Raw genomic sequence first — 15,581 nt, forward strand, 5'->3', positions numbered from 1 at the left:
CAATCATATTATATTGGCAAAGTCTGATTCGAGAGCATTCTGTACCGTACCGATATGTCGACCCCGCTTTCCGACCGTGCCGAAGTCCTTTTGCGTACCCTCGTGGAGTCCTATATCGAGGAGGGTCAGCCCCAGGGGTCGCGTACCCTGGCGCGCCGCTCCGGCCTGGACCTGAGTCCCGCCACCATCCGCGGCATCCTTGCCGACCTCGAGGACCTCGGTTTGGTGGTGTCGCCCCATACCTCGGCCGGGCGGGTGCCCACCCAGGCCGGCTACCGTATGTTCGTCGATTCCCTGGTGACCGTGAGTCCCCCGGGACGTCGGGCGGTGCGGGCTATGGAGAACGAACTGCACGAACGCCAAGACCCCCAGGGCATCGCCGAGACGGCTTCCGGGCTGCTGTCGCAGGTAACCAGCCTTGCGAGCGTGGTGATGTTGCCGCGGCGGGAGGCGGACACGGCAATCCAGCAAATCGAATTCATCCATCTGTCCAACCGTCGGGTGCTGGTCATTCTGGTGACCGACGATGGGCAGGTGCGCAACCGCGTGATCCGTGCCGAGCGTGACTATTCGCCCGCGGAACTGGTGGAGGCGGCCAATTGCTTCAATGCCTCGTATGCCGGCAAGTCCCTGCGCCAGGTGAAAGAGAGCCTGTTGAGCGAGATCGAGCAGGACAGCCAGACCGTCCAGCGCATCATGCGTCTGGCCACGGAAATGACGCGTCAGGTGCTGGCCGAAGATGCGGACGACGGCGATGTCCTTGTGCGGGGAGAGTCCAATCTGCTGGAAATCCCGGAGTTGGCCGACCTCGGCAAGCTGCGGCGGCTGTTCGATGCCTTCGCCACCAAGCGCGATTTGCTTCACCTGCTAGACCGCAGCCTGCGCGCGGGCCGCATCAATATCTTCATCGGCAGCGAATCCGGCTACCTGGCACTGGAGGAGTGCAGCGTAGTAACCGCGCCCTATATGCACGGGGACCGTGTCGTCGGCACGCTCGGCGTGGTGGGACCAACCCGTATGCCATATCACCGCGTCATACCCATCGTCGAGCTCACCGCCCGACTGGTTAGCAGCGCCCTCAACCCTGATCCGGACTAGTCTTCCCGTCTCTTGCCTTGAAAGCCGTGGGGCCTGTCCCCATACTGCACACGGTTTTTGAGGAATTCAGCAGCGAGAACAAGATGACCGAGGACAAGAAACCAGACGAATCGACCGTAGCCGGCGAGACCGATTCCGTACCGGAAACCGCCGCCGCGGAGGAAGGCGCCACGCTGGAGCAGCAGCTGGAGGCTGCCCGCGCCGAGGCAGCGGAGAATCTGGACAAGTTCCTGCGCGCCAGCGCCGAATCCGAGAATGTGCGTCGGCGTGCACAGATCGATGTCGAGAACGCGCGCAAGTACGGGATTGAGCGCTTCGCCACCGAGTTGCTGGCGGTCCGCGACAGCCTGGACCTGGCGTTGCAGGTGGACCTGCAGGAAGCGGGCGAGGCCCTCAAGAAGATGCACGAGGGCATCGAACTGACCCTGCGCCAGCTGGACACTGTGTTCCAGCGTTTTTCCATCAGCCCCATTGATCCGGCGGGCGAGAAATTCGACCCCGAGAAACACCAGGCCATGAGCATGGTCGAGACCGACGAGCTGGAGCCCAATCACATTGTGACCGTGGTGCAGAAAGGCTATCTGCTGCACGACCGCCTGCTGCGGCCGGCCATGGTGATCGTGGCGAAGGCGAAAACGGCAACAGAGGGCGAAAATCAGGCTTGAAATGGCCAACCCCGGCCCCATTCTGGCTGATATTGACGAATTTTCTGGATTTTTTTGAGATTACGGGCAGGAGACTTAGATCATGGCGAAAATCATCGGTATCGACCTGGGGACCACGAATTCCTGTGTCGCCATCATGGAGAACGGCAAGACCCGGGTGATCGAGAACAGCGAGGGTGATCGCACGACCCCTTCGGTGGTCGCATTCACCGACGACGGCGAAGTGCTGGTAGGGCAGTCGGCCAAGCGCCAGGCGGTCACCAACCCCACGAACACAGTATTTGCATCCAAGCGTCTGATCGGACGCAAGTTCGACGAGGACCTGGTTCAGCGCGACATCCCGCTGATGCCGTACAAGATCGTCAAGGCGAAGAACGGCGATGCCTGGGTCGAGGTCAACGGCAAGGAAATGGCACCGCCGGAAATCTCCGCGCGCGTGCTGCAGAAGATGAAGAAGACGGCGGAAGACTATCTCGGTGAGGAAGTCACCGAGGCGGTCGTGACCGTGCCGGCGTACTTTAACGATTCCCAGCGCCAGGCAACCAAGGACGCGGGCAAGATCGCGGGCCTGGACGTCAAGCGCATCATCAATGAGCCCACCGCCGCGGCCCTGGCCTTCGGTCTGGACAAGAAGGAAGGCGATCGCAAGGTTGCGGTCTACGACCTTGGCGGTGGCACGTTTGATATCTCCATCATCGAGATCGCGGATGTCGACGGCGAGCACCAGTTCGAGGTGCTGGCCACCAACGGCGATACCTTTCTCGGTGGTGAGGACTTCGATCGCCGGCTGATCGATTATCTGGCGGACGAATTCAAGAAGGACAGCGGCGTGGATCTGAAGAACGATCCCCTGGCCCTGCAGCGTCTGAAAGAGGCGGCGGAAAAGGCCAAGATCGAACTGTCGTCCAGCCAGCAGACGGAAGTGAACCTGCCGTACATCACGGCCGATGCCAGTGGCCCCAAGCACCTGAACATCAAGGTCACGCGCGCCAAGCTGGAATCCCTGGTGGAAGAGCTGGTCACGCGTTCCATCGAGCCGTGCAAGGTTGCGATCAAGGATGCCGGCCTGAAGGCCAGCGACATCAACGACGTTATTCTTGTCGGCGGTCAGACGCGTATGCCCAAGGTGCAGGAAGCGGTGAAGAATTTCTTCGGCAAGGATCCGCGCAAGGACGTCAATCCGGACGAGGCCGTGGCCATTGGTGCCGCTGTTCAGGGCGGTGTGCTGGGTGGTGCGGTGAAGGACGTGCTGCTTCTGGACGTGACCCCGCTGTCCCTGGGCATCGAGACCCTGGGTGGCGTCATGACCAAGCTGATCCAGAAGAACACCACGATTCCGACCAAGGCCTCGCAGGTCTTCTCCACCGCCGACGACAATCAGACGGCGGTGACGGTGCACGTCCTGCAGGGCGAGCGCGAAATGGCCTCGGGCAACAAGTCCCTGGGCCGCTTCGATCTGAGCGACATCCCGCCGGCTCCGCGCGGCGTGCCGCAGGTGGAAGTGACCTTCGACATCGATGCCAATGGAATCATGCACGTGTCTGCCAAGGACAAGGCCACGGGCAAGGAGAACAAGATCGTCATCAAGTCCAGCTCCGGCCTGTCAGACGAGGAAATCGATCGCATGGTCCAGGATGCCGAGGCCCACGCCGATGAGGACCGCAAGGCGCGGGAACTGGTCGAGGCCCGCAACCAGGCCGAAGCCCTGATCCATGGCGTGAAGAAGTCCATGGGTGAAATGGGCGACAAGCTGGACAAGGCCGAGAAGGAAAAGATCGAGACTGCCATCACGGATCTGGAAGCCGCCTTGCAGGAAGGCGACAAGGAAAAGATCGAGTCCGGTACCCAGACCCTGTCCGAGGCGAGCCACAAGCTGGCCGAGCAGATGTACTCCCAGGCCGAAGGCGCCGAGGCGGCATCGGGCGAGGGAGCAACCGGTGAGGAAGCCAAGTCCGGGGACAAGGACGAGGTGGTCGATGCCGAGTTCGAGGAAGTGAAGGACGAGAAGAGCAAGGACTAGACCAGGCAACGAAGGCACAGGGGCACGGAAGGGGTACGCGGTCAGGCGCGTGCGTCGCCGGGCCCCTGTCTTTGTAGGAACACGGGACTGATTCAGGGCGGCGAGCGGTATGTCAAAGCGAGATTACTATGAAGTGTTGGGCGTCAGCCGCAACGTCTCGGACGACGAACTGAAAAAGGCCTATCGCAAGCTCGCGATGAAATACCATCCGGACCGCAATCCGGACGACACGGAAGCGGAGTCGAAATTCAAGGAAGTCAAGGAAGCCTACGACGTACTTTCCGATGCGCAGAAGCGTGCCGCCTATGACCAGTTCGGTCATGCCGGAGTGGATCCCAGCGCCGGTGCGGCCGGCGCCGGCTTTGGCGGTGGTTTCGGTGGCGGCGCCAGTTTCTCCGACATCTTCGGCGACGTGTTCGGCGATATTTTCGGTGGCGGCGCCCGGGGCGGTGGACCCCAGGCCTATCGCGGTGCCGACCTGCGCTACAACCTGGAGCTGAGCCTCGAAGATGCAGTGGCCGGGACCGAGGTACGCATCCGCGTACCCACCACCGTGACCTGCGAGACCTGCGGTGGCAGCGGCGCCCGTCCGGGTACCAGTGCAAGCACCTGTTCCACCTGCGGTGGTCATGGCCAGGTTCGCATGCAGCAGGGATTCTTCTCCGTCCAGCAGACCTGTCCCAATTGTCACGGCAGCGGCAAGGTGATCGACCAGCCCTGCGCGGACTGTCATGGTGCCGGCCGCGTGCGCGACACCAAGACCCTTTCCGTAAAGGTCCCCGCCGGCGTCGACGAAGGCGACCAGATCCGCCTGGCCGGCGAGGGCGAGGCCGGGGAACAGGGTGCGCCAGCCGGTGATCTGTATGTGCGCGTGCGCCTGAAGCCTCACGATATCTTCCGGCGGGAGGAAGACGACCTTTATTGCGAGATGCCGGTCGCCTTCGTCACCGCGGCCCTGGGCGGCGAACTCACGGTGCCGACCCTGGGTGGACGGGCATCCATCAAGATTCCCGCCGGTACCCAGAGCGAGAAGTTGTTCCGACTTCGCGGCAAGGGCGTGCGCAATGTGCGCAGTGGCCATGTCGGCGATCTGTACTGCCGCGTTTCAGTGGAGACCCCGGTTAACCTGACTACCGAGCAAAAGGAAATGCTGGAAAAGCTGGATGAGTCCCTGAAGGAAGGGGGGTCCCGTCATAGCCCTCGAGAGCAATCGTGGCTGGACAAGATCAAGGGACTGTTCAGCTGAGTTAACTGACGGGACGCGAGCAACGCACGACGGTCCCATCCCCGCTGCGCGGGGCCCCCGGTCCCTGTGCGCACTCGCCCCGCCGTCGTCCACGCGAACAGTCATGGCTGGACAAGATCAAGGGACTGTTCAGCTGAGTTCACTGACGGGAAGGCCGCTCTCGGCCGTCCCTGGCCTCCGCGGCACTAGCGCGTCCTGTACGTCGCGAGTAACGCGCGACGGTCCCATCCCCGCTGCGCGCCTAGCTAGTCGCCCATTCTTACAATATTGAATTCCAGCACCTTGTCGTTTCCGGCGAGGACTTCCGCCAGTCGCCGGTAGTTGTCCCGATCGCGCGTGCGCAGCGTCAGGTGGTACTCGAATGTCTCACCGCTGTTTTGCAGGTGATAACTTGGGCGGGAAGACGCAAAACCCTGATTCCGGATCAGCTCCAGCAGTTGGGTCTCATTGATAACACTCTTGCCCGGCATGCGCAGCTGCAGTCGACCGTAGTGAAGGCTTGGTACCGTGGACTCGATTAAGCGGAATGCCGAGAGCGTGCCCAGGGTCAGGAGCACGCCCATGATGGCGGCAAAGTAGAAACCGATTCCAATCAGAATTCCGATTGTCGCCGTGATCCAGATGGATGCAGCCGTGGTCAGACCGCGCACGCTCATCCGTTCCTTGACGATGACTCCTGCACCGAGAAAACCGATGCCCGTCATAATGCCCTGGGCCATGCGCGTCGGGTCGATGCGCACCACCTGGATGGGTAGCGCCGGCAGCAGTTCCAGTTGGTACACCGTTACCAGCATGAGCAGGCTGGATGCCATGCAGACCAGGGTGTGGGTGCGGAACCCGGCAGGCCGACCGTTGTAGGTACGTTCCAGGCCGATGATCCCGCCGGCCACAAGGGCTGCCAACAAATGCAGGATAACGATCGAATAGCCGTACATGGATTCGTGTCGCTTCAGTCCTTGGTAATCGCTACCAACATCGCAGGCGGGTGGCAAAAGATCAAGAGTCCCCGCAGTCCCGTGGCGCCATGCTGGCAAAACCTTTATCCTGTGTTTTCTCTTTGTCTGGACAGATTCCGAAAGGCAGATAGATGGTAGATATCGCCGTGACCGGTGCCGCCGGACGCATGGGGCGCACCCTCGTGGAGGCCTGCACCCTGAGCGAAGGCCTGCGCCTGACCCTCGCCATGGAACGGCCGGGGAGTCCCGCCGTGGGCCAGGACGCGGGCGAGGCCTCGGGTCTGGGGCGCCTCGACGTGCCCATTCGCAGCGGCTGGGACAGCTCCGACTTCGATGTACTGGTGGATTTCACCCGCCCGGATGTCACTCTGGACAACCTGAACCAGTGTCACAAGATGGGCAAGGCCATTGTCATCGGTACCACAGGCTTCGATGATGCCGGTCGGCAAAAGATTGCCGATACGGCGCGCGAGATCCCGGTCGTGTTTGCCCCGAACATGAGTGCCGGCGTAAATGTGTGCCTACGACTGCTGGACCTGGCGGCGCGCGCCCTCGGGGACGATGTGGATATCGAGATCGTCGAGGCCCATCACCGCCACAAGGTGGATGCGCCCTCGGGGACGGCTCTGCGTATGGGTGAGGTTGTGGCCGGGGCCCTGGGCCGGGACCTGCAACAGTGCGCGATCTACGGCCGCGAGGGCATCACCGGCGAGCGGGATCGCCAGACCATCGGATTTTCCACCATCCGCGGCGGCGACATCGTCGGCGACCATACGGTGATCTTTGCCGGCGACGGTGAGCGCGTGGAAATCACCCATAAGGCCTCCAGCCGAATGACCTTTGCCACCGGCGCCATGCGCGCCGCGCGCTGGCTCTTTGGCCGCGAGGCCGGGCTCTATGACATGCAAGACGTGCTCGGCCTTCGTTGATTTCTGCCGGGGCGCGTGCGCACAGGGAGCAGGGGCCCCGCGCGGCGGGGATGTGACCGTCGTGCGTCACGCGCGTCCCGGCAATGAACTAAGCCGAAAGGGCCCTTGATCTGGTCGAGCCAGGACGGTTTTGCGTTCGTTGCTTTTGGCGGGACCCTCACGTAACATTCGGTTCCAATCTGAGGCGACCGGTTTTGGTCAGCCACGATCTATCCAAGACGGGAGTCGCCACGGCAGCTCCCGTTTTTGTATGCCCACGGAACGCGCTAGAGCCCGGAGAATCGCAACGTGGCGGCACCCGCCCTGCTGATATTGGAAGATGGTTCCCTGTTTCACGGGGTTTCCATCGGTATTTCCGGGCAGGCAGTAGGTGAGGTGGTTTTCAACACCGCCATGACGGGTTACCAGGAAATCCTCAGCGACCCGTCCTACGCCCGCCAGATCGTCACCCTGACCTATCCCCACATCGGCAACGTCGGCGCCAACCCCGAAGACATGGAGTCGAAAAAGACCTATGCCACGGGACTGGTGATCCGGGACCTTCCAGCCCGGGTGAGCAATTGGCGCGCGCGCCAGGGGCTGAGCGAATTTCTGCGCGCCCAGAAGGTGGTGGGTATCGCAGGCCTGGATACCCGCCGGCTCACACGTTTGTTACGCGAAAAGGGTGCCCAGAACGGCTGCATCGTCGCCGCCAGGGACGGTGGCAAGATCGACCGCAAGGCGGCCCTGGAGGCAGCGCGCAAGTTTCCGGGCCTCAAGGGCCTGGATCTGGCCAAGGCGGTCACCACGAAAGAAACCTATGACTGGTCCGAGGGCGAATGGTCCCTGGGCCAGGGTTACGAGGCCGCCCCTGCCGGGAGTTATTCCGTGGTGGCGTACGACTTTGGAGTGAAGAAGAACATCCTGCGCATGTTGGCGGCGCGTGGCTGTAAGGTCACCGTGGTGCCGGCGACCACGCCCGCGTCCGAGGTGCTCGCGCTGAATCCTGACGGCGTGTTTTTGTCCAACGGTCCCGGCGATCCGGAGCCCTGCGATTACGCAATTCAGGCGATTGGCGAGATCATTGATACAGGCCTGCCCGTGTTCGGTATTTGCCTGGGGCATCAACTACTGGGGCTGGCCTCCGGCGCCCGTACCATGAAGATGAAATTCGGGCACCATGGTGCCAATCACCCGGTGCAGGAACTGTCTTCCGGCCGCGTATTGATCACCAGCCAGAATCACGGCTTCGCCATCGACGAGGACCAGCTGCCGGACAAGCTGGAGGTGACCCACCGTTCCCTGTTCGATGGTTCCATCCAGGGAATCGCCCGTCGCGACCGGCCGGCGTTTTCCTTCCAGGGTCATCCCGAGGCCAGCCCGGGACCCCACGATGTCGCCGGCCTGTTCGACCAATTCGTCGAACTCATGTCTGCAGGGGGCAAGGACTGACCCATGCCCAGGCGCGAAGACATCCAAAGCATCCTGATTATCGGCGCGGGTCCCATCGTCATCGGTCAGGGTTGCGAATTCGATTATTCCGGGGCCCAGGCATGCAAGGCGCTCAAGGAAGAGGGCTACCGCGTGGTGCTGATCAATTCCAATCCCGCCACCATCATGACCGATCCGGAAATGGCCGACGCCACCTATATCGAGCCCATACACTGGCGCACCGTCGCGCGCATCATCGAGCAGGAGCGGCCGGATGCCTTGTTGCCCACCATGGGTGGTCAGACGGCGCTGAACTGTGCCCTTGATCTGGAGCGCGAAGGTGTACTGGAAAAATTCGGCGTACAGATGATCGGCGCCACCAAGGAAGCTATCGACAAGGCCGAGGACCGGGAGCTGTTCCGCGAGGCCATGGCGCGCATCGGTCTGGAAACCGTGCGCGGCGCGGTGGCCCATAGCCTGGAAGAGGCCTTGCAGGTACAGGCCATGGTGGGATTTCCCGCCATCATCCGGCCGTCCTTCACACTCGGCGGCACCGGTGGCGGAGTCGCGTACAACCGCGACGAGTTTGTGGAGATCTGCGAGCGTGGCCTCGATGCCTCGCCCACGCGTGAGCTGTTAATCGAGGAATCGATTCTCGGCTGGAAGGAATACGAGATGGAGGTCGTGCGCGACCGAAATGACAACTGCATCATCGTTTGTTCCATTGAAAACTTCGATCCCATGGGTGTGCACACCGGTGATTCCATCACCGTGGCGCCGGCACAGACCCTTACGGACAAGGAGTACCAGATCATGCGCGACGCCAGCATTGCAGTGTTGCGCGAGATTGGCGTCGATACCGGCGGTTCCAATGTACAGTTCGCCGTCGACCCCAATACGGGCCGCATGATCATCATCGAGATGAATCCGCGTGTTTCCCGTTCCTCGGCGCTGGCGTCCAAGGCCACGGGCTTTCCCATCGCCAAGATCGCGGCCAAGCTGGCCGTGGGCTACACCCTCGATGAACTCAAGAACGACATCACCGGCGGCGCGACCCCGGCATCCTTTGAGCCCACCATCGACTACGTGGTGACGAAGTTCCCGCGTTTCACCTTCGAGAAGTTTCCGCTGGCGGACGCCAATCTGACGACACAGATGAAGTCCGTGGGTGAGGCCATGGCCATCGGCCGCACCTTCCAGGAATCCCTGCAGAAGGCCGTGCGCAGCCTGGAAATCGGGTCCTATGGTCTGGAGCCCTACGTGGATCCGGACCAGGGCCCGGACGCGGTGCGATCGCAGCTGATCCAGTCCCTCAAGACTGCCAACGCCGAGCGCCTTTGGTATATCGCCGACGCGTTCCGCAGCGGCATGAGCCTGGACGAGGTGTTCGCGCAGACCTATATCGATCCATGGTTCCTGGAACAGATCATCGACCTGGTGGAGACGGAAAAGGAAATTGCCCGCGCCGCCAAGCGTCAGCCGGGCAAGAAGAAACTGCTGGAGTGGAAGCGCAAGGGCTTTTCCGACCGGCGCCTCGCGACCCTGCTCAAGCGCGGCGAGGACGCGGTGCGCGAGCGCCGTCACGAACTGGGCGTACGACCGGTGTTCAAGCGGGTGGACTCCTGTGCCGCCGAGTTCGCTACCAGTACGGCGTACATGTATTCCACCTATGAAGAGGAATGCGAGGCTGATCCGACGACGCGTGAAAAGATCATGGTGTTGGGCGGCGGACCCAACCGCATCGGTCAGGGCATCGAGTTTGACTACTGCTGTGTGCATGCCGCCTTTGCCATGCGCGAAGATGGGTACGAGACCATTATGGTCAACTGCAATCCCGAGACCGTGTCCACGGACTATGACACCTCCGACCGCCTGTATTTCGAGCCGCTGACCCTGGAAGACGTGCTGGAAATTGTCCACGTGGAACAGCCCACCGGCGTGATCGTTCAGTATGGCGGCCAGACCCCGCTAAAACTGGCCCGCGGCCTGGAAGCGGAGGGTACCCCCATCATCGGCACCAGTCCCGAGTCGATCGACCGGGCGGAGGACCGCGAACGATTCCAGCGTCTACTCAAGCGCCTCGACCTTCGTCAACCCCCGAACGCCACGGCGCGTACGGCGCGCGATGCCATGAAAAAGGCGGAGAAGATCGGCTACCCGCTGGTGGTGCGTCCCTCCTATGTGCTCGGTGGCCGCGCCATGGAGATTGTGCACAATCGCGACGACCTGGAACGCTACATGCGCGTGGCAGTGCGGGTCTCCGAGGATTCGCCGGTGTTGCTGGACAAATACCTGACCGAGGCCACCGAGGTGGACGTGGATGCGGTCAGCGATGGCAAGGACGTCGTTATCGGTGGCCTGATGGAGCATATCGAGGAAGCCGGCGTACATTCCGGCGATTCCGCCTGTTCCCTGCCGCCGTTCAGCCTGTCGAAGAAAATACAAAAGGAACTGCGCCGGCAAACCGTGGAACTGGCGCGGGCGCTCAAGGTGGTCGGCCTGATGAACATCCAGTTCGCGGTCAAGGGCGGCGAGATCTACGTGCTGGAGGTCAATCCCCGAGCCTCCCGCACGGTCCCCTTCGTGTCCAAGGCCACCGGACGACCGCTGGCCAAGATCGCCGCGCGCTGCATGGCCGGCGTCGCCCTGCGCCAGCAGAAGGTCACGAAGGAAGTCGTACCGGAATATTTCGCCGTCAAGGAGGCGGTGTTCCCGTTCATCAAGTTCCCCAATGTCGATACCCTGCTGGGACCGGAGATGAAGTCCACCGGGGAGGTCATGGGGGTGGCACCCACTTTCGGCCAGGCCTTTGCCAAGTCGCAACAGGCGGCGGGGGCGGAGATTCCCCGTCAAGGGCGTATCTTCATCAGCGTGCGCGACGAAGACCAGAAGGCCGTAGTGGACGTGGGCCGCTATTTCAGCGAAAACGGCTTCGAGATCCTGGCCACGAGCGGTACGGCCAAGGTGCTGGCCGAGGCCGGTGTGCCGGTCCTGCGGGTTAACAAGGTTTCCGAGGGACGCCCAAATATTTTGGATATGATCGTAAACGACGAGATTGATATAATCGTTAATACCCTGTCAGACAAGCAGAGCCGCGAGGATTCCTATTTAATCCGGCGCGAGGCCCTGATGCGGCGCGTGACCAACTACACCACGATTGCTGCGGCACGGGCCGCGTGCGAGGGCCATCGCGAGGCGGGAGAGCTGACAGTTCACAGTTTGCAGGCCTTGCACAAGGGGTTGGGCGCATGAACAAGGTACCCATGACAGTCGCAGGCTCGAAGGCGTTGCAGGAGGAATTGCAGCGGCTCAAGTCCGTTGAGCGCCCACGCATCATCAAGGCCATTGCCGAGGCGCGCGCCCACGGGGACCTGTCGGAAAATGCAGAGTATCACGCGGCCAAGGAAGAGCAGGGCTTCATCGAGGCACGGATCCGCGACGTGGAGGCCAAGCTGGCCAGCGCCCAGGTGATCGACCCGACGACGCTGAATACCGAGGGCCGGGTGGTGTTCGGCGCAACCCTGAAACTGTATGACGAAAACGCCGATGCCGAGGTGAGCTACCAGATCGTCGGCGACGACGAGGCCGACATCGAGGCCGGCAAGATTTCCATCAATTCCCCCATCGCCCGCGGACTCATCGGCAAGGAAGAGGGGGATGAGGTCGAGGTGAAGGTGCCCGACGGCATACGCCGTTACGAAATCCTTTCCGTAGAGTACATCTGACAGCAGCGGTATCACTGCCGCTTCCCCGCATTTCCATCCGGATCCAAATGAACCTGCGCATCGCCACGGAACGGATCGTGCTGACGGCATGGGTTGGCTCCATGTGGACCGTGGGCTTCGTCGTTGCGCCCCTGCTGTTTCGGGTTCTGGCGGACAATCGGGTCCTGGCGGGGGATATTGCCGGTCGACTGTTTGCAATCGTGGCCTATGTCGGACTGGTTGCGGGAACGGGACTGTTGATCCTGTCCGCCACCGGTCCGGGGCGCGACTTCCTGCGCCGATGGCAGTCGTGGGCCCTGCTGCTGATGCTGTTGTTGATCCTCATCGGACAATTCGGGTTGGCACCCATGATGCAGTCCCTGCGTGATGCCGCCCACGGCGTGGATATCGAGCAAACCCCGCTGTACGGACGCTTCGCGCTGCTGCATGCCATTTCCGGATCGCTGTACCTGGTAAACAGTCTCCTCGGGCTGGCGTTGGTCGTCGCCGGACTGCCCGGAAGATCGGGAGGGACCTAGGGCAGGCGAATCTGTGGCGGATCGGCAGGGCGAAAGACCACCGCCATCTGCCCGATCAACTGCACCGCTTCGGCGCCGGTCTGCTCGCAGATCCGTGCCAGCATGTGTTCCCGCTCCTCGCGATCGGCCCGCAGCTTGATCTTCACCAGCTCATGGTGGTTCAGTGCCAATTCGATCTCATTCAGGACCGCGGCGCTGAGGCCGGCATCGCCAATCAGGACCACGGGCTTCTTGTGGTGCGCCAGGCCGCGCAGGTAGTGGCGCTGTTTTCCGGTGAGACTCATGGATCGGTACGGGGGTCTGGTGACGGGGCGCGCAGTATACCCGTTTGTACACCGCGGGCCGAAACTGGATGGAAATCGGGAACGGCCAGATATTGAGCACAGACACGGTTGGGTGGTCGAAATGGCACGTAGCAGCAAGCGGTGGATGCGCGAGCACAGTGGCGACGAGTTCGTTCGCCGGGCGCGGGACGAGGGCCTGCGGTCCCGCGCCGCCTACAAGCTCATGGAAATCGACCAGCGCGATCACCTGCTGGTGCCCGGCATGACCGTCATCGATCTCGGTGCCGCTCCGGGTGCCTGGGCGGTGTATGCGCGGGACCGGCTGGGTCCGCGGGGGCGGGTGATCGCCCTGGACCTGCTGGCCCTGGAAGCGATCCCCGGTGTCGAGGTGATCCAGGGCGATTTCACCGAAGATGCTGTATTTCAGGACCTTCTGGACCGTCTGGGCGGCCAGCCCGTGGACCTTGTATTGTCAGATATGGCCCCCAATATCAGCGGTATAGCGGCTGTGGATCAGGCCCGTTCCATCGGTTTGGCGGAACTGGCTCTGGACCTGGCGCTGCGGACCCTGCGCCCCGGGGGCAAGTTGCTGGTGAAGGTGTTTCAGGGCGAGGGTTACCCGGAGTACCTGCGATTGCTGAAGGGGCGCTTCGACCGGGTCGTGACGCGCAAACCCAAGGCATCCCGCGGGCGCAGTCGGGAAATTTACCTGTTGGCGCTGGGGTTTCAGCCGGAATGATCTTCGAGTTGTCACCCTGCTACAGTCATAGGACAATGTTTAGACAATATTGACGCGGCGCGAGCCGCTGCGGGGCCGCTCCCGGGCGGCGCCGGTGGATGAGGTGAACCTTGAACAATCTGACCAAGAATCTTCTCCTGTGGTTGGTGATTGCGGTGGTATTGATGTCCGTGGTCAGCAACCTGAGCCAACGCCAGGCGGCGCCCAAGGCGATTGAATATTCCCAGTTCGTCCGCGAGGTGCACGATGGCAAGGTGGCGCAGGTCACCATCCAGGGCAACAACATCACCGGTCAGTACCAGGACAAGGGTACCTTCAAGACCTACGCCCCCAACGATCCCAAGCTGGTAGACGACCTGTTCAAGAACGGTGTGGTCATTGCCGCGAAGCCGCCTGAGGGCCAGTCCCTCTTGCTCTCCATTCTGATCAATCTGCTGCCGGTGTTGCTCATCCTCGGCGTGTGGCTGTATTTCATGCGCCAGATGCAAGGCGGGGGCGGCGGCCGCGGAGCTATGAGTTTCGGCAAGAGCCGCGCGCGCATGCTCACCGAGGAGCAGAACAAGATTACCTTTGAAGACGTGGCCGGCGCCGAAGAGGCGAAGGAAGAGGTCGAGGAACTGGTGGAGTTCCTGCGCGACCCGAGCAAGTTCCAGCGCCTGGGAGGTCGCATCCCCAAGGGTGTGCTCATGACCGGCAACCCCGGTACCGGCAAGACCCTGCTCGCCAAGGCCATCGCTGGTGAGGCGAAGGTACCGTTCTTCACCATCTCCGGTTCGGACTTCGTGGAAATGTTCGTCGGTGTCGGCGCCTCGCGCGTGCGCGATATGTTTGAACAGGCGAAAAAGCATGCGCCCTGCATCATCTTCATCGACGAGATCGACGCTGTCGGTCGCCAGCGCGGCGCCGGCCTGGGTGGCGGTCACGACGAGCGCGAACAGACGCTGAACCAGTTGCTGGTGGAAATGGACGGTTTCGAGGGCACCGAGGGTGTCATCGTCATCGCCGCCACAAACCGTCCCGATGTGCTCGACCCCGCGCTTTTGCGCCCGGGTCGTTTCGACCGGCAGGTCTATGTCCCCTTGCCGGATATCCGCGGGCGTGAACAGATCCTGCGCGTACACATGCGCAAGGTACCGATCTCGGACAACGTCGAACCCAGCATCATTGCCCGCGGCACGCCCGGTTTTTCCGGTGCCGATCTGGCCAACCTCGTGAACGAGGCGGCCCTGTTCGCCGCGCGCGCCAACAAGCGCCTGGTGGACATGGAAGACTTCGAGAAGGCCAAGGACAAGGTGATCATGGGTGCCGAGCGCCGTTCCATTGTCATGCCCGAGAAGGAACGCATGAACACGGCCTACCATGAATCCGGTCATGCCGTGGTCGCCAAGCTCTTGCCCCACACCGACCCGGTACACAAGGTCACCATCATTCCGCGCGGCCGCGCCCTGGGTGTGACCATGCAGTTGCCGGAAGAGGACCGCTACAGCCATGATCGCGAATCCCTGCTGTCTACCATTTCGGTACTCATGGGTGGCCGCATCGCGGAAGAGGTGTTCATGCAGCAGATGACCACCGGTGCGTCCAACGATTTCGAGCGTGCGACTGACAGTGCCCGCAATATGGTGATGCGCTGGGGTATGAGCGAGAAGATGGGCACCCGTGTTTACGGCGACAACGAGCACGAGGTATTTCTGGGTCGGGATGTCACCACCCACAAGAACATCAGCGATCGCACGGCCGAAGACGTGGATGCCGAGATTCGTCGCATCATCGACGAGCAGTACGCCCGCGCCCGCAAGATCATTGAGGACAACCGCGACAAGATCGAGGTCATGGCCAAGGCCCTGCTCGAGTGGGAGACCCTGGATGCGGATCAGGTCGATGACATCATGGCCGGCAAGACGCCGCGTCCGCCGGAAGCGAGCCAGGGCCCCACGAGTGGCGGTTCCGGAAATGCGTCTGCCGGCACGGCCAAACCCGGCAAGCCCAAG

The 15,581-nt window shown here is 62.2% G+C and carries 13 protein-coding genes; 11 read left to right on the forward strand and 2 right to left on the reverse strand.

Annotated elements, in window-relative coordinates; translation table 11 throughout:
- Window positions 1-54: 54 nt before the first annotated feature.
- The 4 genes from hrcA to dnaJ all read left to right on the forward strand — a co-directional run bounded on the left by hrcA (window position 55) and on the right by dnaJ (window position 5,029).
- Entirely contained in the window at window positions 55-1,098 is a 1,044-nt protein-coding gene (gene hrcA, locus P8X48_07705) for a heat-inducible transcriptional repressor HrcA (protein ID MEJ2107197.1), read from the forward strand.
- Between the two features lie 83 nt (window positions 1,099-1,181).
- Entirely contained in the window at window positions 1,182-1,763 is a 582-nt protein-coding gene (grpE, locus tag P8X48_07710; GenBank protein ID MEJ2107198.1) for a nucleotide exchange factor GrpE, read from the forward strand.
- An 82-nt stretch (window positions 1,764-1,845) separates the two neighbouring features.
- On the forward strand, window positions 1,846-3,783 hold the full coding sequence (gene dnaK / locus P8X48_07715) for a molecular chaperone DnaK (GenBank protein MEJ2107199.1): 1,938 nt from the start codon (window positions 1,846-1,848) through the stop codon (window positions 3,781-3,783).
- Window positions 3,784-3,892: 109 nt separating this feature from the next.
- A complete protein-coding gene (dnaJ, locus tag P8X48_07720) occupies window positions 3,893-5,029 on the forward strand; it encodes a molecular chaperone DnaJ (protein MEJ2107200.1) in 1,137 nt (378 codons plus the stop codon).
- A gap of 245 nt (window positions 5,030-5,274) precedes the next feature.
- On the opposite strand, the gene P8X48_07725 is transcribed toward dnaJ, so the two are convergent.
- Entirely contained in the window at window positions 5,275-5,964 is a 690-nt protein-coding gene (locus P8X48_07725; protein ID MEJ2107201.1) for an MgtC/SapB family protein, read from the reverse strand.
- A 152-nt stretch (window positions 5,965-6,116) separates the two neighbouring features.
- Between P8X48_07725 and dapB the strand changes: the two genes are divergently transcribed.
- The 5 genes from dapB to P8X48_07750 all read left to right on the forward strand — a co-directional run bounded on the left by dapB (window position 6,117) and on the right by P8X48_07750 (window position 12,567).
- Entirely contained in the window at window positions 6,117-6,914 is a 798-nt protein-coding gene (gene dapB, locus P8X48_07730; protein MEJ2107202.1) for a 4-hydroxy-tetrahydrodipicolinate reductase, read from the forward strand.
- Between the two features lie 288 nt (window positions 6,915-7,202).
- Window positions 7,203-8,345 (forward strand): glutamine-hydrolyzing carbamoyl-phosphate synthase small subunit, encoded by a 1,143-nt coding sequence (gene carA, locus P8X48_07735; protein MEJ2107203.1) that lies wholly within the window; start codon window positions 7,203-7,205, stop codon window positions 8,343-8,345.
- Window positions 8,346-8,348: 3 nt separating this feature from the next.
- Window positions 8,349-11,576, forward strand: a complete 3,228-nt coding sequence (gene carB / locus P8X48_07740; protein ID MEJ2107204.1) for a carbamoyl-phosphate synthase large subunit — start codon at window positions 8,349-8,351, stop codon at window positions 11,574-11,576.
- Window positions 11,573-12,049 (forward strand): transcription elongation factor GreA, encoded by a 477-nt coding sequence (greA, locus tag P8X48_07745; GenBank protein MEJ2107205.1) that lies wholly within the window; start codon window positions 11,573-11,575, stop codon window positions 12,047-12,049. The genes carB and greA overlap by 4 nt, the downstream gene beginning before the upstream one ends.
- A gap of 47 nt (window positions 12,050-12,096) precedes the next feature.
- The gene (locus tag P8X48_07750; protein MEJ2107206.1) at window positions 12,097-12,567 is read left to right on the forward strand and encodes a DUF4149 domain-containing protein; all 471 of its coding nucleotides are present in this window, start codon (window positions 12,097-12,099) and stop codon (window positions 12,565-12,567) included.
- Here the strand turns inward: P8X48_07750 and yhbY are convergent.
- Window positions 12,564-12,851, reverse strand: coding sequence for a ribosome assembly RNA-binding protein YhbY (gene yhbY / locus P8X48_07755; GenBank protein MEJ2107207.1), 288 nt, complete (start codon window positions 12,849-12,851; stop codon window positions 12,564-12,566). The genes P8X48_07750 and yhbY overlap by 4 nt on opposite strands.
- Window positions 12,852-12,972: 121 nt before the next feature.
- Between yhbY and P8X48_07760 the strand changes: the two genes are divergently transcribed.
- Together P8X48_07760 and ftsH are read left to right on the forward strand one after the other, a co-directional pair.
- On the forward strand, window positions 12,973-13,590 hold the full coding sequence (locus tag P8X48_07760; GenBank protein ID MEJ2107208.1) for an RlmE family RNA methyltransferase: 618 nt from the start codon (window positions 12,973-12,975) through the stop codon (window positions 13,588-13,590).
- 110 nt (window positions 13,591-13,700) lie between these two features.
- A partial coding sequence (gene ftsH / locus P8X48_07765; protein MEJ2107209.1) for an ATP-dependent zinc metalloprotease FtsH occupies window positions 13,701-15,581 on the forward strand: 1,881 nt, incomplete at its 3' end.

This window comes from Acidiferrobacteraceae bacterium, assembly GCA_037388825.1.
Lineage (GTDB): Bacteria > Pseudomonadota > Gammaproteobacteria > Acidiferrobacterales > JAJDNE01 > JARRJV01.